The organism is Acinetobacter sp. MYb10 (genome assembly GCF_002980175.2).
Lineage (GTDB): Bacteria > Pseudomonadota > Gammaproteobacteria > Pseudomonadales > Moraxellaceae > Acinetobacter > Acinetobacter guillouiae.
Genome location: NZ_CP058272.1, coordinates 502,104 through 523,094, shown reverse-complemented (window position 1 = coordinate 523,094; position 20,991 = coordinate 502,104). Strand labels below are relative to the sequence as shown.

Sequence of the window (20,991 nt, the reverse complement as noted above, 5' to 3'; positions counted from 1 at the left end):
ATAGCTATGATTCACTCCAGATGATCATTTTTTAATTTAGCAAAGAGCTTTAAAATTATGAGTTAAATAAGAGTTTCTCTACTGCTCTTCGGTTTACTAAACCTTGTACTGTTTTGCCACCTGCTTTGATCCAAACATCAAATTGATGACTGGCAGCGTGATAATCAGAGGCATTCAATAATTTTAATAAAGTTGAGTTTTTAAAAGCACCGATACCAATGTTATAGCTCAATGAAACCAACGCATCAAACTGATTTTGATTTAACGGCACATTTACAGCAGCACTTACTGCTTGTTCAAAACGCCTAAGGTCATATTGCATATAGTTTTTTGCTTGTTCAATGGTACAAGTATCACCATACTGAACAGCTTTTCCATGCGGGTAAATCGTCGTTCCATAACCGATGGTACACACACCAACACCATCATCATAGGCTTTAAGCTCTAATCCCTCAAAACCACAAATCAAATCCACACCTTGAGGACTTACATGAGTAATTTGATCTTGTGCAAAGCCAATCTCAGCATCTGTATCCACGGCCACTGCAATGTCTGAACCAGAATAAGCTTGATGATGTTTATTCAATGGTTTTGAAAACAACGTAGAAAATAACTTGGAAAAAAATTTAGACCAAAATTGCGTCATCAATAAAACTCAAAAAAAAAAGGAAAAGGTTATATCGCTGTACCAATACCACCCAATATTAAACATAGCTTTTTGAATAAATAAAGTTGTCTTTGGTTGCATTGGGTATAGATCTATTGATTTTAAATAGAAAAACTCCGCTCTTATCATAAGAAAGGAGTTTTATCTTCTTGTTGTTGATATACTTAGAATTAAAACAAGAAATAACGCTGTGCCATTGGTAATACTTCAGCAGCTTCACAAGTTAGATGTACACCATCTGCACGAACTTCATAGGTTTCAGGATGCACATCCATCACTGGACAGTAGCTATTATGCTTCATGTCTTGTTTAGTGATGTTTCTGGTATTTTTACAAGGTGAAATTAACTTCTTTAATTGTAATTTTTCAGCAACACCAAGTTCAATTGCGGCCTGTGACAAGAAAGTAATACAGGTATTATGTACGCCTCTTGGATATGCCCCAAACATTGGACGGTAATGTACCGGCTGAGGTGTTGGAATTGAGGCATTAATATCCCCCATTGGCGCTGCCGCAATCATACCACCTTTAATGATCATCGATGGTTTTACTCCAAAAAACGCAGGTTTCCACAACACCAAATCAGCAAGTTTCCCTTCTTCTATAGAACCAATTTCATGGCTTAAACCATGAGTAATGGCGGGATTTATTGTATATTTTGCAATATAACGCTTCACCCGATTATTATCATGGTACTGATTATCACCTTCCAATGGCCCACGTTGCACTTTCATTTTATGCGCCGTTTGCCAAGTGCGTAAAATCACCTCACCCACACGCCCCATGGCTTGAGAGTCAGAAGACATCATTGAAATTGCGCCGAGATCTTGCAAAATATCTTCTGCGGCAATCGTTTCACGACGAATACGGCTCTCAGCAAATGCAACATCTTCAGCTATCGCTGGATCTAAATGGTGGCAGACCATGAGCATGTCTAAGTGTTCATCAATGGTATTGATGGTATATGGACGGGTTGGATTGGTTGAAGATGGCAAAACATTTGTCTGACCAATGGCTTTTAAAATATCAGGTGCATGACCACCACCCGCACCCTCAGTATGATAAGTGTGAATAGTACGATTTTTAAATGCCCCCAGTGTTTCTTCAAGAAAACCACTTTCATTTAAAGTATCGGTATGAATCGCCACTTGTACATCATATTCATCTGCCACAGTTAGACAATTATCAATTGCAGCAGGGGTAGAACCCCAATCTTCATGCAATTTCAACCCCACCACACCCGCTTTAATCTGCTCCGCAATCGGTTCAGGTTGACTCAAATTACCTTTGCCCAATAAGCCAATATTCATAGGTAAATCATCAATGGCTTGCAGCATGGTTGAAATATGCCATGGCCCCGGTGTTACTGTTGTTGCCGATGTTCCTGCAGCAGGACCAGTACCACCACCAATCATGGTCGTTGTCCCCGACATTAACGCTGTTTCAACTTGTTGGGGGCAAATCCAGTGAATATGAGTATCAATACCACCTGCTGTAAGTATTTGCCCTTCACCTGCAATCACCTCAGTTGCAGCACCCAGTGGAATGGTAATATGGGGTTGAATATCTGGATTGCCGGCTTTACCTATTTTCCAAATTCGCCCATTTTTTAATCCCACATCGGCTTTAATAATTCCCCACCAATCGACGATCAATGCGTTGGTAATCACCGTATCGGCAACATCTGCTGCAAGTAATTGAGATTGTCCCATCCCATCGCGAATAACTTTGCCACCACCAAATTTAACTTCTTCACCATAGGTCGTGAGGTCTTGTTCAACTTCTATAAAAAGTTCGGTATCTGCTAAACGTACTCGATCCCCAACGGTAGGACCAAACATTTCAGCATAAGCTCGACGTGACATTTTCATTTTGATTATCCTTTTAGTCCAACTTACCCATCACACGCCCTGCGAAACCATAGACTTCACGTTTTCCGACCAGTGCAACGATTTCTACATCACGTCGCTGCCCCGGTTCAAACCGAACCGCTGTACCAGCCGCAATATTTAAACGAAAACCTTTGGCACGTTCACGATCAAATTGCAAAGCATCGTTGGCTTCATAAAAATGAAAATGTGAACCCACTTGAATCGGTCGATCACCTATATTTGACACTGAAATTTTCAGTACGTCACGACCGACATTCATTTCAATATCACAATCAGGTGTAATAATTTCACCAGGGATCATATGCTTATCCTAATTTTGAAGAAGTGTTCTATACAATCGGTTGATGGACTGTGACGAGCTTCGAGCCATCTGGAAAAGTAGCCTCTACTTGCACTTCGGCAATCATCTCAGGCACACCCTCCATCACATCATCACGACTGAGTAAGGTAGTGCCAAAATGCATCAACTCACTGACAGTCATTCCATCTCGCGCACCTTCAAGCAGTGCTGCGGAAATAAATGCAATAGATTCAGGATAATTGAGTTTTAATCCACGTGCTTTGCGACGTTCTGCAACCAAACCCGCTGTAAAAATCAGCAGTTTATCTTTTTCAGTAGGATTGAGTTCCATATGTATTTCCTAAAGTTCTCACATTTTTTATGCAAAATATGTGCTCAGTTTTAAATTAAACACGCAGATTTTATTTCTAAAAGGTGATCTTTGAATGAATCAAGTTCGCCAAATGCGTGGAAATGCTTCATCCAAATCAAACCAATATCGCCTTAATCTGGCGCGAATTGCTGCAAAGGCGTCATGGCAATGTCGAACATCATCGCCTAAAAAACGTGCACTGATGACATCACCCAATAAGGTTAACCTTACAGGCATATCCATTCGCATCATCAACTCACGAATTAAATCGATATGTGCCTCTAAATAAATGTTTGTTCGGTATTTTTCAGGAGGAACTGCCCATAAACTCCCCATAACGGCATGATTATTCATGCCTAGACAAGAACTTAGCCAACGATCATTGCCTTTAAAACTCAGTGTGTCTGCCACCAGTAATTGCTGATTTCGCCATAATTTAAAATGACTGTGATAAGCACCAGATTGGAATTTTTCATCTCGAGCTTGTCGACCAATTACCAACATATCCCAACCGATAAAGCTTGCTGTCTGATCAAGCTGAATCAATGTTTCTGAGTGAGCATTGGCACCATCAAATAACATGGTTTCTTGAGGAAGCCATTCAAATACAGCATTGTGTTTAACTGAGATATGGATATGTTGATAAGCTTGTTTGCCATTGGTTCGATACCATTTACCAGCACCTGGGGTTGTGACTAAGGCATGGGCAGCATCATCTACACTGATCTCAAATGTTAAATGATCGCCACCTGCAATACCCGCAGGCGGATGGACAATAATCGCATGACAAATTCCAGTTTTTTCTGGCCACAGCATCTTTTGCACACGTACAGGTCCAAAATGTCTACGATGCGCCAATATCGTTCGCTCAGTTTGAGCCTGAAAACCCAATTCGAGTTTGGCATACCAAAGGCGCTGATCAGGAAGATATTCCACTAAACTTATCATGGCCGCCTTTATAAATTGATATCCGCAATTAAGCGCTTAAACATTAAGCCAGACCAATAACCGCAACGATTGCAGCCAAAGTACCAATAATTTTCTTGCCATATGGAACGTACTTTTTGATAAAAGCACCAATGCCTAATCCACCCGCATAGATCAATGTCATTGCTGTCACCATACCTAAAATCAGTAAGCTGGCATGACCTGATTGGCCTAATTCAGCGCCATGTGCAACACCGTGAAAACTTGCCAATAGAACTGCTGCAATAATAGGTAAAACTTGATTTGATTTTGTCCAAAGCGCTATAGCCAATAAAACCAATGACGCAATAATGCCGTACTCAGCAACTGCTGCTGGAATAAATCCTTGGCTACCGATCATAAAGCCAATCACCATCGCTACAGCTAATCCAATCAAGCCGAAAAGCTTCCAGCGTTGATTTGCCGTCCACATCAATACACCAAATGCGATTGCCATCATCAAATGATCTAAACCTGTAAATGGATGAATAAAGCCTGCCCAAAAACCGGTATGGTGATCATGTCCAGGGTGAGCTAAAGCCAATACAGGTAAATATGCAGCACATGCCATCAGACTGTGTTTTAAAAAACGCATTCAAATTCTCCTTTGATTATTTTTTCAATTCAAATAATTACAATTATTTTTAATATCGCGACTAAGCTTTAATCTCTGGGCTAAGCTTTAAATAAACCTTGTTTCTCAATAAACTCAATGATTTGCTTTAAACCATCTTGAGTTTTCATATTTGAAAATAGAAAAGGTTTGTCACCACGCATGCGTTTTGCATCTTGATCCATCACATCGAGATTTGCACCGACCATTGGAGCTAAATCTGTTTTGTTAATAATCAATAAATCCGACTTGGTAATGCCGGGACCACCTTTACGCGGGATCTTTTCACCACCTGCAACATCAATCACATAAAGGGTTAAATCAGATAATTCGGGACTAAAGGTAGCGGCTAGATTATCTCCACCACTTTCGATAATAATCAGCTCTAAACCATCAAATTTTTCACAAAGATCATCGATTGCAGCCAAGTTAATTGAAGCATCTTCACGAATTGCAGTATGTGGACAACCACCTGTCTCAACACCAACAATACGTTCTGGTGACATCGCTTCATGACGAGTTAAAAAATTAGAATCTTCTTTGGTATAGATATCGTTGGTCACAACCGCCATATTATATTTGTTGCGTAAAGCAAGGCATAAATTCAGGGTTAATGCTGTTTTACCTGAACCAACAGGACCACCTATTCCAACACGTAAAGGGCTACGTTCTGTCATCATTTTTTCCTTTTCTATGCTTCATTCTCAATAAAAATAGCGAATGAAACGTGTCATTTATGATCTGAATAATCGTGAATATAAAGTTTCATGCGACATACTTAACATCGCATAATTGGGCAAAGCACTACTTAACTCATCATCTTCTAAAGCCAAGGCACGCACTATGGCTTGAGGAATTAAGCCATGTAAATGCCACAAAATTCTTTGACCACTCATTTGCCCTAAAGGGACAGTTTTAACCGCACCTAGCACTTGGTTTTCTAAAACAGTAAAGCTATATGCTGTCAGCACATCCACCAGATTAAGTTTTAATGTTCCGCATAAATGTGCATAAACAGGGACAAAACCAAACTGCTTTTTAATCTCAGGTTGCTGTTTTAAAACATCACGAATCCAAGCATTCAAAGAAAATGCCAACTGCTGAGATTCAGCCCGTAATTCTTTCGACTCACGGCTCGCTTTATAAAAGTTAGCCCAATTTAAAAATTCAGCTTCGTCTAAATAATGTTGCATCAGACGTTTTAAAACGGGGAGTTCAAACCTAACCAGCAACATTTCCAGTACTTCTTCAAAATAAGCAATACTGCTTGCTTCATCATGAATCAAGCCTTGATCAATCGCACTTTCCACCCCTTGCGAATAACAATATGCACCTATCGGTAAAGCTGTCGATGACAGGGTCAATAGACTTAATAGTTGCGATGCGTTAGTGATGGACATGATGTAAAGCCTTAATCGGGCTTAAACGATGATCATGCTGATGTTGTGCATATGCCCCACTTTCAGGTTCAAATGGATGTTCAACTTCATCTACTGTCAGCCCTAAACCTTGGATCATTTCTGCAAGGACATGATCAGGTTCAAAATAAAGTGCAGTTGGGGTAAGCATTAACGGAACATGGCGATTTCCCAGATGATATGCAGCTTTAAGTAAGTCAAAACTATGCAGCGCCGAAACTTGCATTAATTTTTCAGCTTTGGCATCTACACGTAACACTTCACCTTGTTCAGTTGCAATATAAGAACCACTACGCAAAATGCCTGTACGTGGTAAATCCGCACCGATATCGCGCCCATTATTTAAAGTTGCACGAAAACGGCTCTTTTGCCGAGTATCAAAAGTCAATTCAATACTTTCAGCCTCAATGTTTGACTCTATATGGTCTAGACGTTGCGTATAAATTTTCATACTGATCCACTTATCTATGGCACTTGATTTAAAATGTTCCAAATTGATGCCAAAATTTTATTCATAAATATCGGTTTGCATTAAATTAAAGCATTTATCATGCCAGTTTTTAGAATCGTAAGAATTCAAAATGCATCATATTTAGAACGCTAACCTAAAACCGGAGTTCAAATTTACATGAGCGAGATCTCAATAAAAAATCAGGACAATTAAACGTTACAAAATAAAACCATAATAAAATTATGTGTATTTCACAAAAGCTTGAAATAACACACTTTTGATCAACTAAAATTCTCATCGACAATTTGCGACTAACAGCGCAATGTGTTATCAATGAATAAATAATCAGACAAAAAAGGGAGAAACTTATAATGGCTTATCAACACATCCTTCTTGCTGTAGATGACTCTCCTATTTCTTATGCTGCACTTGAACATGCAGAAAAACTTGCACTTGCTTTTAACTGTAAAATTACTGTGATGAGTGTGATCGCAGTTGATCCTTTTAAAGGCGTCGATTTTTATAAAATAGCGCCTGCTGTAACTCAATATTTATTTGAAGCTGAAAAAAATGCTTTAGCACGTTTAAAAGATATTCAAGAAACTTTAGTTCACCATGGTGTAACGACAGTAGATACCAAAGTGGTGCGTGAAGTTCCTCCTGCTACTGGAATTTTAGATGTTGCAGATGAACTCAATGTGGACCTTATTGTGATGGGTTCCCATGGACGTACTGGTCTGAAGAAATTCTTCTTAGGGAGTGTTGCACAAGAAGTGTTGTCTATTTCTCCACTGCCTGTGTTGATTATTAAATCTACCCAAGAAGAAGCTTAATTTTTATTTGAAATGTTAATTAAAAAGGTGTGATTATGACTTATCAAAATATTCTTGTCCCAGTTGACGGTTCTGACATTTCTTTTTCTGCATTAAAACATGCTGCTGCGATTGCAAAAGCCTTTGGAAGTAAAGTCACTGCGATCAGTGTCGTTGCTGAAGACCCTTTTGCTGCTGCTGATTTTTACTATTCGCCAGATATGTTAAAAGATTACATTCAAGAAGCAATTAAAAATGCGGAAGAAGGTTTGAGCAAAGCCAAACAATTGGCTGAACAGCAAGGTGTTCAAATTGATACACAAGTCGTGAGAGACTCGGTTGCAGCTGAAACCATCATTAAAACTGCTGAATCATTACATACAGATTTAATTATCATGGGATCACATGGGCGTAAAGGCTTCCAAAAGTTTTTCTTAGGCAGCTTTGCGCAAGATGTACTGGGTCAAACCAAACTCCCTGTATTGATTGTCAAACAGTGATTGATTAAATTACCAAATAAATAAAACCCAGTTTAGCTGGGTTTTATTTATGCAATGTCCATATCAGAGATAACTTGGGAAACTATTAAACTGCGATAACTTTGACTAAAATGGTTTGAGATTCTTCAAAATCATCAAAAATTTGCTTACGGCTAAGTTCTTTGGACTTTACTTTAAAATTATGATTTTGATAGTGAATGATCTCAGGTATTTGATCAAAATAATTTCCTTCGGCTTCAATACTTTCTTCAAATAAGGCTGTGCCAAGCTGATATTCTCTACTTTTTAAGACAACATACTTAACAGTCGTTTTCATCATTCGCACTCCATTTTCATATGCACTTTATTTTTATTTATATCACTTTTTGACGCATTTGAAATATAAAAATTCATCATATTGCATAGTAATTCTACAATTGGCCTAAAAAAGGAAAACCCACCTGTTGAGAAGTGGGTTGACTGCATATTTACAGACTTTACGCTGATTATTCTTTTAACTTTCTGTGGTTGTTATTTGATGCTTATTCTTGGTTTTTGTTGTTTGTGCCGTCATTATGGCAAATAAATATGACAAGCTTATTTCAACTCAGCGTTCTTTTGATTAATTTTGTCTCTGATAAACTATGTAGAGCTAACATCATGATTTATATTTAAAAATATTAAAATAATAATTAACTTCACGACTCGATATGCTTATTTTTTATTTGGTTTTCTTGCAGATTTTCTCAATTCACTTATAGTTAAATTATTGAATATAAATAATTAATTTAGAGTCATACCAATGCTTTTAAAACAATGTTGTGATCTGCTTGAAAGAAAGAATTTAACAGTCGCATTTATTGAAAGTGCAAGTTCTGGTTATTTATCCAGCCAATTTTCGATCTATAAAAATAGTGGTGCAGATATTTTATTAGGTGGCTTAGTCAGTTACGACCCTTCTATTAAAATTTCAATTTTACAGATAGATCCATCCCTCATCGAAAAATATAGCGCTGAATCAGTTGAAGTCTCTAAAGTGATGGCAATTCAAGGGAAAAAGCTCTTTAGCGCTGCAGATATCGTTGTCAGTTGTACAGGCTTACTTAAACCTGGTGGTAGTGCTAGTATTGAAAAACCAGAAGGTACTTTTTTTATCTCAATCCATTATCAAAACACATTGTCGAATTTTAAATATTTTATTGAAGGTGAGCCGTTGACTCGTTTAAATCAATTAACTGAAAATGTAGCAAAGGAAATATTAAAAATCTTAAATTTTGTTTAAGATTTATGCTATGCCTTAACTGAAATACAAATTACTGAAATATTTAATTCACTTTTTAACTAAAAAGCGGTAAATTTTACATAGATTATCAACATATCAATAACACAAATGAACTTATTAGGAAGCGGTATGAAACTTCAATTTGCGGTAATTTCTTCTTTAGCATGTTTAACTTTGGCAGGTTGTGCTGGCTCTTATCCAGAAAGAGTTGTTACAAAAGGCCCTTTAATCTGTGAAGCAAATGAAGTTTGCCCTGAACTTTCTATGCGTTGGAAAGATGAAGTCCGTGATGGCTTTAAAATCACAGCAGAAATTAACAATCCAACAAAATATGATATTACCCAATTTGTCTTCTTAGTGGATGGTCAGCCATATACATATTCAACCATTAACACGACACAATATGCGGGTACAGTTTCATCAAACTCGATTAATGTTCCTGTCAGCTTTCTTAACTCATTCCGTAATGGTAAAGAAATTTCACTTAAATTGGTAACCAATCAGGGTGATGTTGAACGTTCAATCTTAAAGGCAGATGGTCAACAGTCTTCTGCGTATCTGACGTTCTTAAAAGGTTATACAGGCCAAATTGTTACTCAATAAGACTGAGCAGCATAGATATAAAAAACCAGACAAAATGTCTGGTTTTTTTAACTCAAAATCTTTAACTTATGAAATTTACTCTAATAATTAAAGGTATTTCAAAACTAAAATACCTTCTCTTATCTGAAATATATTTGCTATTTAGGTTCAATTGGTGCAAATGGTGCAACCACATCAGCATTTTGTGCACGGTGACGCATAAAATGATCCATCAATACAATGGCAAGCATGGCTTCAGCAATAGGTGTCGCACGCACGCCTACACAAGGATCATGACGACCTTTGGTGAGTACATCTGTATCTTCACGATCAAGATTGATGGTTTTTCCTGGTGTAGTAATACTTGCGGTTGGTTTTAACGCAATCGCTACACGGATGGTTTGGCCTGAAGAAATACCACCGAGAATACCACCTGCATGATTGGCTAAAAACCCATCTGTGCTAAGTTCATCACGGGTTTCATGACCAAATTGTTCTGCAACTGCAAAACCATCTCCAATTTCAACACCTTTCACCGCATTGATTGACATCATGGCATGAGCAATATCAGCATCTAAACGATCAAATACGGGTTCACCCCAACCTACAGGTACTTTTTCTGCAAGAATCTCAAGCTTTGCACCACAACTGGTACCCTGTTCACGTAATGATGTCACCAGCGCTTCAAAACGTGGAACTGCATTGACATCACCACAGAAAAACGGATTATTCGGGACTTCATTCCAATCTAAAGCTTGTGCTTTTTCTGTACCAATTTGCGTCACATGACCACGAATCACTATCGCAAATTTTTCAAAAAGAAATTTCTTTGCAATCGCACCCGCTGCCACACGCATCGCCGTTTCACGTGCACTTGAACGACCGCCACCACGATAATCACGGAAACCATACTTTTGCGTATAAGTATAATCCGCATGGCCTGGCCGGAAAGTTTGCGCAATATTGCCATAATCTTTAGATTTTTGATCTGTATTACGGATCAATAAACCAATTGAAGTTCCTGTCGTTTTACCTTCAAAAACTCCAGAAATGATTTCAACCTCATCTGGCTCTTTACGTTGAGTGGCAAACTTAGACGTTCCCGGTTTACGACGATCTAAATCAATTTGTAAATCTTCAGCAGATAATTCAAGACCCGGTGGCACACCGTCAACAATTGCCATCAAGCCTACGCCGTGAGATTCACCACAAGTCGTTACACGGAAGAGTTGTCCAATACTGTTACCTGCCATGCTTACGACTCCTTAAGCTTGAATAGATTGAATAAATAAATCACGGAATGTACGACATTGTTCAGCAGTCAAAGCAAAAATACCTGTACCGCCTTTTTGGAACTGTAACCAGTAAAAATCAATCGTATTAAAATTCTGTTTCATTGCCCATTCTGAGTTACCCACTTCAATTACGATTAAACCGTCTTCAGTTAAATAATCAGCAGCTTGAGCCAACATTTTTCGAACTAAATCCAAACCATCTTGGCCTGCTGCTAAAGCAAGTTCAGGTTCATGATGGAATTCATCTGGAAGATCAGCCATATCTTCGGCATCCACATAGGGTGGATTTGAAACGATCAAATCATATTGATTTTCAGCTGGAATTTTGGCAAACAAATCAGACTCAAGCAAAGCCACCTGATATTGCTTATTGTGATGCTCCGCATTAATAGAAGCCACTTCTAATGCTTCTTTAGAAATATCAGTTGCATCTACTTCTGAATCAGGGAATGCATATGCCAACGCGATCGCAATACAACCTGAACCCGTACACATATCTAAGATACGCTGTGGTGTTTTTGGATTTGGGTTTTCAGGTAAATTATTCACGCCTGCACGAGTTTGCCCATTTTCATCTAAACAATAAGGTGCAAAACGGTTTTCGATCAATTCAGCAATCGGTGAACGAGGAATTAACACACGCTCATCAACATAGAATGGCTTACCAAAGAAATAAGAGAGGTTAAGTAAATAAGAGGTTGGAATTCTTTCATTTACACGACGTTCGAGTAAATTTAAAAACTCAGCTTTTTCACTTGGCAATAATTTTGAATCTAAAATTTCAGCATCCGCCTTCCATTCTAAAGAAAGCGTTTGTAAAACCAAGGCAGAACTTTCTGCGAAATAATCTTCTGTACCTTGACCCAAATGTGCATCGTATTGACGTAAAGCTGTAACCCCAAAACGAATAAAATCACGAATTGTTGATAGGTTTTCAGCAGCTTCCTGTAAATGTTCAGGGCTAATAGTCGGTCGATCCACTTAAGGTTTCTCCAAGGTCATATTTTTAAACGCCTTATGATACCTTGTTTTGCATGACATTTATAATGCTTTACGACAATTTACTTAGCAATTATTTTATAGCGCAATAAAGCATTATAAACGATAGCTTTGTTTCTCTAACATATTGGCTCTATTGACTGTTTGTTTGAGGGCACAATTGTAATACTTCATTTTATAATCATCAGAAACTGATTTATTCGACTCATCACACTGCTGATCACGAAGTTTAAACCATTGTTTCTGATATTTCTTTTGAGCTTTCTGTTGCTTGTCTGTATACAAATCCAGCGTCTGTTTAAATAATGATTTCAAACGATCATCTTGCTTACTCAACTCAGTTTTCATACAGCTGGCAAGTGTTGCCGAGCTTGAACCTGCCGAATTCATACAGCTTAAATAGTCTGAGCTATAACCGATCGCCTGAGTGTGCATCGGCAATAATACAACTAAACTGATACCCCAATACTTTAAATACATCCAATTCCCCTATCCCAAATCATTATTTTAATTCAAACACTTTTAATCAAAAGAACTAAGGCACTGATTAGCAACAATCCCTTATGCAAAAGAGTGTAAAAGATTTGAAACTAAATACAATCATTGCAGATAAATTATTGTTAAAACTTGATTTAAAGCAATCAACTTTATTTCACCATGTCACTCGTTTTTTAGATTTATTTTCAAGCCTATTGTTGTATGTTTAAAAAAAAATCAATGCGCTTGGTTATAAAATATAAACTTATTTGTGGCAAAATTGCTGAGATTGAGCGCTTAACTTGAAATTGCATCACTTCACCTTTATATATACAACAAGTTTTTAAATATTTATGAATTTAGTCAATTTATGAGCTACAAACATAATAACCTCATGGCAATGCGTCAGTCATGGTGGGATGATGAATCCACTCCAAATGTTAAAATTGAAAAGCAATTTTTTCAACAAACACTCACTGAACAAGGTGTTTACGAAGCGCCTTCTCTAGACGATGTAAAGTATTTTTTCTTTAGCTTGCCCAGCATTATCATTGTTAAGGGCTATGCACTTGGTTTTACTAATCAAAGCGTTAAAGATCTGATCATCAATTACATTGCTTCAAATAAGCAAGGTTTAATACTCCGGAAAGAGCTTAAAATCCAATTTAGAATGTAAATTTTAATATTGCTTAGGCTATTTTGATGGAATTAATTTTAATTCTCCCATTCAGCGAATTGAACTGTTTAAATACAGTCATTCCATGTAATATTCCTTACAATTAGTCATCTTTTTATCTTTTCGAATCTCTTATAAAGGATTTTATCTTCATGTCAGATCAGAACGAAAAGCTCAAACAGTTAAAAACCTCATCAATGGATCGTCGCTTATCAATTGCAAAAGCATCATTATTGGCAGGTACACGCTGGGCAGCTTCAAGTGCGAGTTCAATCTTTTCAAGTGAAGAAGAAAAAGAAAAAAAACGTAAACAAGCTATGAAAGAACAAGCCAATTACCTTGTTCAAGAAATTGGCAAGCTAAAAGGCTCAATTGTTAAAATCGGTCAAATGATGGCGCTTTATGGCGAGCATTTTTTACCTGAAGAAATTACTCAAGCATTAAACACCCTCAATAATCAAACAGTTGCCCTTGCATGGCCTGCGATTAAAGAGCAATTGGTCAGCCAATTGGGTTCAAAACTCAACGATCTCACCATTGATCATGAACCGATTGGTACGGCTTCGCTGGCTCAGGTTCACCGCGCAACACGTAAGTCAGATGGATTAGAGCTGGTTCTTAAAATCCAATATCCAGGTGTAGCTGATGCCATAGACTCAGATATGAGCCTATTTCGAAATATGCTTAAATTGACACGTATGGTGCCACAAACCCGTGAGTTCGATCAGTGGTTTGATGAAGTGCGTGAAATGATGCATCGTGAAGTTGATTATAAAGTTGAAGCGGCAACAACCCGTCGTTTTGGCCAGCGACTTAAAGAAGATCCACGTTATGGTGTGCCACAAATTATTGATGACTATTGTACCAATCAAGTCCTCTGTATGACCTTTGAACGTGGTGTACCCATCAACAGCCCTGTCATGCTGTCTTTACCACAAGAGCGACGTAATCTTTTAGGTGAAGCATCACTTGAAATCGCAGTTCGTGAATTGTTTGAGTGGGGCGAAATGCAAACCGACCCGAACTTTGGCAATTACCTTGTTCGCTTGGGCAATGGTGAAGAGATAAAAGATAAAATTATTTTGTTAGATTTTGGCGCTATACGTCAGTTCGATGACCAATTACTTCGCGTAGCTTGTAATTTAATCAAAGCGGGTTATAACCACGATGCTGAAGCAATGGTCAATGCGATGTCGGGCTATGAGTTCTTTGATGCAATGCCTTTAAGCATTAAACCCGATATGGCAAAAGTATTTTTATTAGCAACAGAAGCATTTAGTACACCTTTAAATAATCCAGATTTACCTGCTGGGGTGATGGATCAACATAACCGCTATGACTGGAAAAAAAGCCAGCTACATAGCCGTGTGATGCAACGTGCTTCAAAATCAATGGCTTCACGTTATTTCAGTATTCCACCAAAAGAATTTATGTTTATCAGTCGTAAATTTATTGGTGCTTATACATTTATGACGGTGATTGAAGCAAAGACCAATGTTCGTAAAATGATTGTACCTTTTGTTTAATCTTTTTAGTTTTCATACAGGCTAAACGAGATTGTAAAAGTTTTAAAAATGTCACTTTTACCAATACCCAACAAATGTTGGGTTTTTTTATTTAAAAATAAACAATAAAAATCAGAATATTAATAACAAATATATCATCTACTCAACCATTCATCTAAGGTCAATCACTTTGTCAGCTTTGACATAGTTTTTTATTTTTATGCATGTCAGGATTATTGTATACCGACACTAAAATACAGGGACTTCGGCATGACCAATATGGTAAATAAAGCTCAAGGTTTGGGTTTAAATCTAATTACTAAAATTGCAGGTAGTGACTTACTTGATCAGTTTAAGTTGCGTAAATTTATTGAAAGATCTCTTTATCAAGGTTCTAAAGCAGGTTTTAAAACCTTAAGCGCAACTCAAAAAGCATTTAAATCAGATTCAAATGTAACTAAACAACGTCTACCCAATCAGCAAAAGTCCCTATTTGATCTGAGTTTGACTGAAGAGCAGCAAATGACGGTGGATGCCATGGATCAATTTGCTTCCGAAGTACTTTATCAATTGGCTCATCAAGCGGATCACGAGGAAAAGTTTCCAGCTGAGCTTTGGCAACACAGTACCGATTTAGGTCTAAATTACTATGCACTGCCTGAAGCTTTAGGTGGTGTCGCATCTGAAAAAAATATTGTGAGTAATATTTTAATTGCTGAACGCTTGGCTAAAGGTGATTTCTCACTTGCTGCAGGTCTGCTCTCTACTTTTAGTGTTATCAATGCAATCACGCAATGGGGTTCTGAAAAAGTTCAATCTGTTTATTTAGCAAATTTTGCCAATGATACTGATATTCAAGCCACTTTTGCAGTACAAGAAGCAACCCCTGCATTTAATCCATTACGTTTAAAAACTAAAGCAACTGCCAACAATGGACAATTCAGCATTACTGGAGAAAAAACTTTAGTGCTATTGGGTGCAACAGCGGATTTATTCCTTGTTAGTGCTGACTTTAAGGGTCAAGCGGACGTTTTCGTTGTAAAGCGAGATCCAAGTATTACAGTGAAAAAATCACCGGCAATGGGTTTAAAAGCAACTGAAACGGTAACTTTGAAGTTTGACAATACCCCTGCCCAACGTCTAGGTGACGACGATTTTAATTACGCTGCATTTTTAGATTTAGGCAATCTAATGTGGTGTGCAATGGCTGTTGGTAGCTGTGAAGCGGTTAAAGATTACAGTATCAAATATGCCAATGAACGTACTGCATTTGGTGAACCTATCTCACACCGTCAAAGTGTGGCATTTATGATCGCAGATATGGCGATTGAAATTGATGCAATGCGTATGCTGATTTTAAATGCTGCCAGTCTTGCAGAAGCAGGACAACCCTTCCATAGAGAAGCGTATTTAGCCCGTCTACTTTGTGCAGAAAAATCTATGAAAATTGGTACAGATGGTGTGCAAATTTTAGGTGGACATGGTTTTACTAAGGAACATCCGGCTGAGCGTTGGTACCGCGACTTACGTGCAACTGCCGTTCTACATTCTGGCTTACACGCTTAACTTAGAAGATAAAGGATAAAAATCATGAATTTACAAAATCCAAAAAAATTCCAAATGCTTTTAGATCAAGCACACGAAACTGCATTGAATGTTTTACGCCCAATTTCTCGTAAATACGACAAAGCGGAACATGCCTATCCTAAAGAACTCGATATGCTGGCTTCTTTACTGGATGGTATGAACGACGGTGGTGATGGGCTTAATGCTGGCGCTGCAATTAATAAACGTGGCGATATCGACAGTAATAATAAAAATGGCACCAATATGTCGACTGCCTTGGGTGTAATCGAAATGTGTTATGGCGATACAGGCCTATTGCTGACCATGCCTCGTCAAGGGCTGGGCAATTCTGCGATTGCGGCAGTTGCCAATGATGAACAGCTTGAGCGTTTTAAGGGGACATGGGCTGCAATGGCCATTACTGAACCTGGTTGTGGTTCTGACTCTGCTGCGATTCGCACAACCGCAACCAAAGATGGTGATGATTACATTCTGAACGGTGAAAAAATATTTGTCACCTCTGGGGAACGTGCTGACTCAGTCGTGGTTTGGGCAACTTTAGATAAGAAATTGGGCCGTGCTGCAATTAAATCTTTTGTTGTGCCTAAAGGTACACCTGGAATGAAAGTTGAACGCCTTGAACATAAACTTGGCATTAAGGCATCCGATACAGCGGCAATTAGTTTTATTGACTGCCGTGTCCCTGGAGCAAATTTACTTGGTAATGCAGAAATTGATGTAGCCAAAGGTTTTGCGGGCGTGATGGAAACCTTTGATAATACCCGTCCACTTGTTGCTGCCATGGCTGTGGGCTGTGCCAAAGCATCGTTAGAACGTATTAAAGACATCTTTAAAGATGAACTAGATCCCGACTATGCAACTCCATATTTACAAACATCCAATTTGGCTGCACAAATCTATCGGATGGAAGCAGAATGGGAAGCTGCACGCTTACTCACTATAAAAGCCACATGGATGGCAGATAACAAAAAACCAAACTCTCGTGAGGCCTCTATCGCCAAAGCTAAAGCTGGACGTATTTGTAATGAAATCACTTTAAAATGTGTAGAGTTGGCTGCCAGTGTGGGTTATAACGAAGATGAATTGTTAGAAAAATGGGCGCGTGATTCAAAAATTCTAGATATTTTTGAGGGAACGCAACAGATTCAACAGCTGATTATTGCCCGTCGAGAATTGGGTAAATCTTCAAGTGAATTAAAATAGTGTTGCAGTAAAACTTGTAAAATTACTTATTTATCACTATTCAATTGCTAAAGTTTTGATCAGTTGAATTTTTAACTGATCACAAAAGGTAGAAATTTTGTTATAAAAATTCTACCTTTTTTATTTTCATTTACTTATGTACCAAATTAGAACGATACAAATACAAGACAATCCGTCGATCGCACAAGTCATTCGTGAGGTATCTAAAGAATTTGGCTTAGCACCTGAATCAGGCTTTGCTGTAGCCGACCCGATCCTGGATGATTTATATCAGGTATATGCTCAACCCAATGCTCAATATTGGGTCATTGAGGATGCAAATGGGCGAGTTGTTGGTGGCGGAGGTCTTTCACCATTACAAGGTGATGCAACTATTTTAGAGATTCAAAAGATGTATTTTTTGCCTGAACTTCGTGGTTTAGGATTTGCTAAGAAAATTTTGGAAAAGTGTTTTGAATTTGCGCAACAACAAGGCTTTCAGTCTTGTTATTTAGAAACCACTCAAGATTTATGGCAAGCCATTAAACTCTATGAAAAGTTAGGCTTTAAACATTTATCACAGCCTAAAGGTAATACTGGTCATAGTCATGTTTGTGAAGTTTGGATGCTTAAAACATTGCTTTAACGCGTCATAAGCTTGCTCAATTCACTTTGGTCGTATTTTCATTACTTTCAGGACATTACACAATATTATTATGGTCTAAATCACTCGATATTTTGAGTGATATTTCAATACCACTTAAAAAAATGGATGATTGGCAAAACAGTCATTGAAATTGCTTAATGGTGATTTACAATGAAAAAGTTTAAATAATTTAATTTTTATGCGTAGAACATCATCATTTATGAGTATTGTGTGAAATTAAGGGAATGTATAAACAATGTTGTATTTGGAAGATTTAAATATTGGTGATCATTTTAAAAGTCGTGAGTACGAAATGACTTTGGATGAGGTTTTAGAGTTTGCACATAAGTATGATCCGCAAGTTTTCCATACTGATGCTGAAAAAGCCAAAGATCACCCGATTTTTAAAGGACTTGCTGCAAGTGGATGGCATACGTCTGCCGTCACCATGCGTCTTTGGACAGAATGCTTCCCTGTTGCTTATGGCTTAATTGGTTCAGAATCAAGTTTAAGATGGCCAAAACCCACGCGTGTGGGCGATAAAATACATGTTGATGTCGAAATTGTATCTATCCAGCCCTCTAAAACCAAAAATGATCGCGCAATTGTGACCTATGTAACACAAGCAAAAAATCAAGATGATGATGTATTGCTGATTTCAACCACTAAAATTGTGGTATTTAAACGCAATTTTGATGCACATTAATCCTAAATTTGTCTTACAATATTTAAGGGTTTTTCCATATCATGACAATATGATTAAACAAGTAAAAACAATGTTCAGAGCAATGGAAAGCACATGAAAACAGTCTCAGCTCGCCAAGATCAGGGAATTCCTGGTGTTTATGGACTATTATTATTAGATATTGTTTCTCGTTGGGGATATAGCGCAGAAACACTGTTCGCACCCTTTAATTTTACCAGCGAACAGTTAGCAGATCCTGAGTGTCGGATTCCGACACCACTTGCCAATGAATTGATTAAACACGCATTAAAACTTACAGGTGAAAGCACCTTAGGCTTTCATCTTGGTACACAAATGCGTATTTCAATCCATGGCTTTATTGGTTATGCCATCATGACAGCACACGATATTACCGATGCGCTTGTCTTAGCCAACCGCTTTATCCAGTTGCGTATGCCCTTTCTACAATTGTATTTTTCTACTTTTGGTGAAAAAGCCACACTTCAATTGCAATGTGATATCGAAATCGAACCTTTGCGCACAGAAATTGTAATGGGGCTAACCTTTGGTATTATGACAATGGCAAAAGCCTTAACTGGTATTGATTATTTGCATGGCGATATCGATTTTGATTTTCCCAAGCCTGATGGCTTTGAAAAATACATCGAGAAACTGGCAAAGCAATACAATATGCGTTTTGAACAGCCACACCTCATTGCAAGTTTTGACAAATCCTACTTGGGCTTAAAAATGGTCAATGCTGACCCGATTGCCAGTCAAATTGCGATTAATCAATGTGAAGCAGAACTTTCAGCTTTGGGTGAAAGACGTCGTTTGGCGATGCGCGTACGTGATATCTTGACTCATTCGGAACAGCATTATTTAAGTATTGAAAATGTCGCAGATCGTCTGCATATGTCAGACCGTACATTAAAGCGTCAGTTGGCTGCCGAAGGTACTTCTTTCTCTACACTGGTAGATGAAGTACGTTATCGCCATGCCACATCGTTACTTTCCCGTACTGACTATACACTGGAACAAATTGCAGATGAACTCGGATATAGTGATGTTGCAAACTTTAGTCGTGCATTTAAACGCTGGAGTGGTCGTAGCCCAAGTAGTTGGCGCAAAGACCCATACTTATAATGTGATTTATCATGATTATTTGTTTCGATGAATAAGTTTATCAGTATCTCTGCTTTCTGTTTTGATTAAAAAACCTGTATAACTCGTGCCAAAAATAAATTGATTAATGGAGTCATTATGAATCATCCTTCAGATTTGAAATATGCAGCTACACATGAATGGGTAAAAATTGAAGGTGATCTTGTGATTACTGGTATTTCTGACCATGCTCAAGATGCTTTAGGCGACTTAGTCTACGTTGAAGCGCCTGAAGTAGGTAGCCATGTGGTTGCTGGCGCTCAGGCTGGTGTAGTTGAATCCGTTAAAACAGCATCTGATATTCATGCGCCTGTTTCTGGTGAAGTTGTAGAAGTGAATACTGCACTCGAAGATGATCCAGATTTTGTTAATGATGACCCCTATGGCAAAGGCTGGATTTATAAAATTAAACCAGACAATATTGCAGATGTTGAAAAGTTACTCAGCAATAGCGAATATGAAGCTGGGCTTTAATTTTTAAATCTATATGCTGGAAAACAAAAAGATCAGATGAGTCTGATCTTTTTTTGTTTTTAAAATTTGATTAAAATTATTTTTTTAAATCAAGACGAGTAAGAATAGGTCTTCTTTCTCCTATAGTATGGCAACCATTAATCCAACCTTGAATTACAGTTTGGCTATGAAAAGCAGATAAAAGTGCAGCATACACTTCTTTGAATAATGGATGAGTTTTTCTTAATACTACTTGATTTGTTATTTGACATCCCTCACCTGTCGCTACATTAGCTTTCAATTCAATAATTATATCTGTTCCGTTATCATGTACGACTAATCCACTTATTTTTGTGGGTGAGAATGGACTATTTGCAAATACAGAATTGCAAAATAGTAGATTAAAGCATAATGCTATAAGTATATTTTTCATGTGTTGACCAATTTTTATATTTTAAATTATTATAACAAGAATGATCCAATTATCAATTTATACTATAAAATATA

At 37.7% G+C, this 20,991-nt stretch carries 26 protein-coding genes; 12 read left to right on the top strand and 14 right to left on the bottom strand.

Annotation, left to right across the window (positions count from 1 at the left end; all coding sequences use genetic code 11):
• Positions 1–55: 55 nt before the first annotated feature.
• From CQZ96_RS02435 to ureE, 9 genes are all read right to left on the bottom strand, one after another.
• On the bottom strand, positions 56–646 hold the full coding sequence (locus CQZ96_RS02435; protein ID WP_004720303.1) for a lysozyme: 591 nt from the start codon (positions 644–646) through the stop codon (positions 56–58).
• Positions 647–837: 191 nt separating this feature from the next.
• Positions 838–2,538: an urease subunit alpha gene (gene ureC / locus CQZ96_RS02430; RefSeq protein ID WP_105712580.1), complete on the bottom strand. Its 1,701-nt coding sequence runs from the start codon at positions 2,536–2,538 to the stop codon at positions 838–840.
• Positions 2,539–2,551: 13 nt separating this feature from the next.
• Entirely contained in the window at positions 2,552–2,860 is a 309-nt protein-coding gene (locus tag CQZ96_RS02425) for an urease subunit beta (protein WP_004720299.1), read from the bottom strand.
• 28 nt (positions 2,861–2,888) lie between these two features.
• Positions 2,889–3,191 (bottom strand): urease subunit gamma, encoded by a 303-nt coding sequence (ureA, locus tag CQZ96_RS02420; RefSeq protein ID WP_004720298.1) that lies wholly within the window; start codon positions 3,189–3,191, stop codon positions 2,889–2,891.
• Positions 3,192–3,290: 99 nt separating this feature from the next.
• Positions 3,291–4,160, bottom strand: a complete 870-nt coding sequence (locus CQZ96_RS02415; protein ID WP_105712579.1) for an urease accessory protein UreD — start codon at positions 4,158–4,160, stop codon at positions 3,291–3,293.
• A gap of 43 nt (positions 4,161–4,203) precedes the next feature.
• Positions 4,204–4,773 carry a HupE/UreJ family protein gene (locus tag CQZ96_RS02410; RefSeq protein WP_105712578.1) on the bottom strand — a complete coding sequence of 190 codons (570 nt, stop codon included), beginning with the start codon at positions 4,771–4,773 and terminating at the stop codon, positions 4,204–4,206.
• Positions 4,774–4,853: 80 nt separating this feature from the next.
• Positions 4,854–5,468, bottom strand: a complete 615-nt coding sequence (ureG, locus tag CQZ96_RS02405) for an urease accessory protein UreG (protein ID WP_004720292.1) — start codon at positions 5,466–5,468, stop codon at positions 4,854–4,856.
• A gap of 57 nt (positions 5,469–5,525) precedes the next feature.
• Positions 5,526–6,191 carry an urease accessory protein UreF gene (locus CQZ96_RS02400; protein ID WP_105712577.1) on the bottom strand — a complete coding sequence of 222 codons (666 nt, stop codon included), beginning with the start codon at positions 6,189–6,191 and terminating at the stop codon, positions 5,526–5,528.
• A complete protein-coding gene (ureE, locus tag CQZ96_RS02395) occupies positions 6,178–6,660 on the bottom strand; it encodes an urease accessory protein UreE (RefSeq protein ID WP_004720288.1) in 483 nt (160 codons plus the stop codon). Before ureE ends, CQZ96_RS02400 begins: the two co-directional genes overlap by 14 nt.
• Before the next feature lie 371 nt (positions 6,661–7,031).
• Here ureE and CQZ96_RS02390 point away from each other — a divergent pair, with 371 nt between their 5' ends.
• Both CQZ96_RS02390 and CQZ96_RS02385 read left to right on the top strand, forming a co-directional pair.
• Positions 7,032–7,493: a universal stress protein gene (locus CQZ96_RS02390; protein WP_004720286.1), complete on the top strand. Its 462-nt coding sequence runs from the start codon at positions 7,032–7,034 to the stop codon at positions 7,491–7,493.
• Positions 7,494–7,528: 35 nt separating this feature from the next.
• Complete coding sequence (locus CQZ96_RS02385) at positions 7,529–7,972, top strand: universal stress protein (RefSeq protein ID WP_004720284.1); 444 nt, start codon at positions 7,529–7,531, stop codon at positions 7,970–7,972.
• 85 nt (positions 7,973–8,057) lie between these two features.
• On the opposite strand, the gene CQZ96_RS02380 is transcribed toward CQZ96_RS02385, so the two are convergent.
• Positions 8,058–8,288: a hypothetical protein gene (locus CQZ96_RS02380; protein ID WP_035372252.1), complete on the bottom strand. Its 231-nt coding sequence runs from the start codon at positions 8,286–8,288 to the stop codon at positions 8,058–8,060.
• Between the two features lie 465 nt (positions 8,289–8,753).
• Here CQZ96_RS02380 and CQZ96_RS02375 point away from each other — a divergent pair, with 465 nt between their 5' ends.
• Both CQZ96_RS02375 and CQZ96_RS02370 read left to right on the top strand, forming a co-directional pair.
• Positions 8,754–9,233 (top strand): CinA family protein, encoded by a 480-nt coding sequence (locus CQZ96_RS02375; protein WP_105712576.1) that lies wholly within the window; start codon positions 8,754–8,756, stop codon positions 9,231–9,233.
• Positions 9,234–9,362: 129 nt separating this feature from the next.
• Complete coding sequence (locus CQZ96_RS02370; RefSeq protein WP_004821699.1) at positions 9,363–9,836, top strand: hypothetical protein; 474 nt, start codon at positions 9,363–9,365, stop codon at positions 9,834–9,836.
• Positions 9,837–9,973: 137 nt separating this feature from the next.
• Here CQZ96_RS02370 and aroC read toward each other — a convergent pair whose 3' ends face one another.
• The 3 genes from aroC to CQZ96_RS02355 form a co-directional block, all read right to left on the bottom strand.
• Positions 9,974–11,068, bottom strand: coding sequence for a chorismate synthase (aroC, locus tag CQZ96_RS02365; RefSeq protein ID WP_004720277.1), 1,095 nt, complete (start codon positions 11,066–11,068; stop codon positions 9,974–9,976).
• A gap of 12 nt (positions 11,069–11,080) precedes the next feature.
• A complete protein-coding gene (gene prmB / locus CQZ96_RS02360; protein WP_004720275.1) occupies positions 11,081–12,091 on the bottom strand; it encodes a 50S ribosomal protein L3 N(5)-glutamine methyltransferase in 1,011 nt (336 codons plus the stop codon).
• A 114-nt stretch (positions 12,092–12,205) separates the two neighbouring features.
• The gene (locus CQZ96_RS02355; RefSeq protein WP_004720273.1) at positions 12,206–12,589 is read right to left on the bottom strand and encodes a lysozyme inhibitor LprI family protein; all 384 of its coding nucleotides are present in this window, start codon (positions 12,587–12,589) and stop codon (positions 12,206–12,208) included.
• Between the two features lie 367 nt (positions 12,590–12,956).
• On the opposite strand from CQZ96_RS02355, the gene CQZ96_RS02350 reads away from it, so the two are divergent.
• The 8 genes from CQZ96_RS02350 to gcvH all read left to right on the top strand — a co-directional run bounded on the left by CQZ96_RS02350 (position 12,957) and on the right by gcvH (position 20,505).
• A complete protein-coding gene (locus tag CQZ96_RS02350; RefSeq protein WP_004720270.1) occupies positions 12,957–13,262 on the top strand; it encodes a hypothetical protein in 306 nt (101 codons plus the stop codon).
• A gap of 152 nt (positions 13,263–13,414) precedes the next feature.
• Positions 13,415–14,788 carry an ABC1 kinase family protein gene (locus CQZ96_RS02345; RefSeq protein ID WP_004720267.1) on the top strand — a complete coding sequence of 458 codons (1,374 nt, stop codon included), beginning with the start codon at positions 13,415–13,417 and terminating at the stop codon, positions 14,786–14,788.
• Positions 14,789–15,046: 258 nt separating this feature from the next.
• Entirely contained in the window at positions 15,047–16,333 is a 1,287-nt protein-coding gene (locus CQZ96_RS02340; protein WP_171287885.1) for an acyl-CoA dehydrogenase family protein, read from the top strand.
• Between the two features lie 24 nt (positions 16,334–16,357).
• Positions 16,358–17,557 carry an acyl-CoA dehydrogenase family protein gene (locus tag CQZ96_RS02335; protein ID WP_004720264.1) on the top strand — a complete coding sequence of 400 codons (1,200 nt, stop codon included), beginning with the start codon at positions 16,358–16,360 and terminating at the stop codon, positions 17,555–17,557.
• Between the two features lie 136 nt (positions 17,558–17,693).
• The gene (locus tag CQZ96_RS02330; protein ID WP_105712574.1) at positions 17,694–18,182 is read left to right on the top strand and encodes a GNAT family N-acetyltransferase; all 489 of its coding nucleotides are present in this window, start codon (positions 17,694–17,696) and stop codon (positions 18,180–18,182) included.
• 256 nt (positions 18,183–18,438) lie between these two features.
• On the top strand, positions 18,439–18,888 hold the full coding sequence (locus CQZ96_RS02325; protein ID WP_004720258.1) for a MaoC family dehydratase: 450 nt from the start codon (positions 18,439–18,441) through the stop codon (positions 18,886–18,888).
• Positions 18,889–18,981: 93 nt separating this feature from the next.
• Positions 18,982–20,013 (top strand): AraC family transcriptional regulator, encoded by a 1,032-nt coding sequence (locus CQZ96_RS02320; RefSeq protein ID WP_105712573.1) that lies wholly within the window; start codon positions 18,982–18,984, stop codon positions 20,011–20,013.
• 117 nt (positions 20,014–20,130) lie between these two features.
• Entirely contained in the window at positions 20,131–20,505 is a 375-nt protein-coding gene (gcvH, locus tag CQZ96_RS02315) for a glycine cleavage system protein GcvH (RefSeq protein WP_004720254.1), read from the top strand.
• Between the two features lie 76 nt (positions 20,506–20,581).
• Here the strand turns inward: gcvH and CQZ96_RS02310 are convergent, their stop codons facing one another.
• Positions 20,582–20,917, bottom strand: a complete 336-nt coding sequence (locus tag CQZ96_RS02310; protein ID WP_105712572.1) for a hypothetical protein — start codon at positions 20,915–20,917, stop codon at positions 20,582–20,584.
• Between the last annotated feature and the right edge of the window lie 74 nt (positions 20,918–20,991).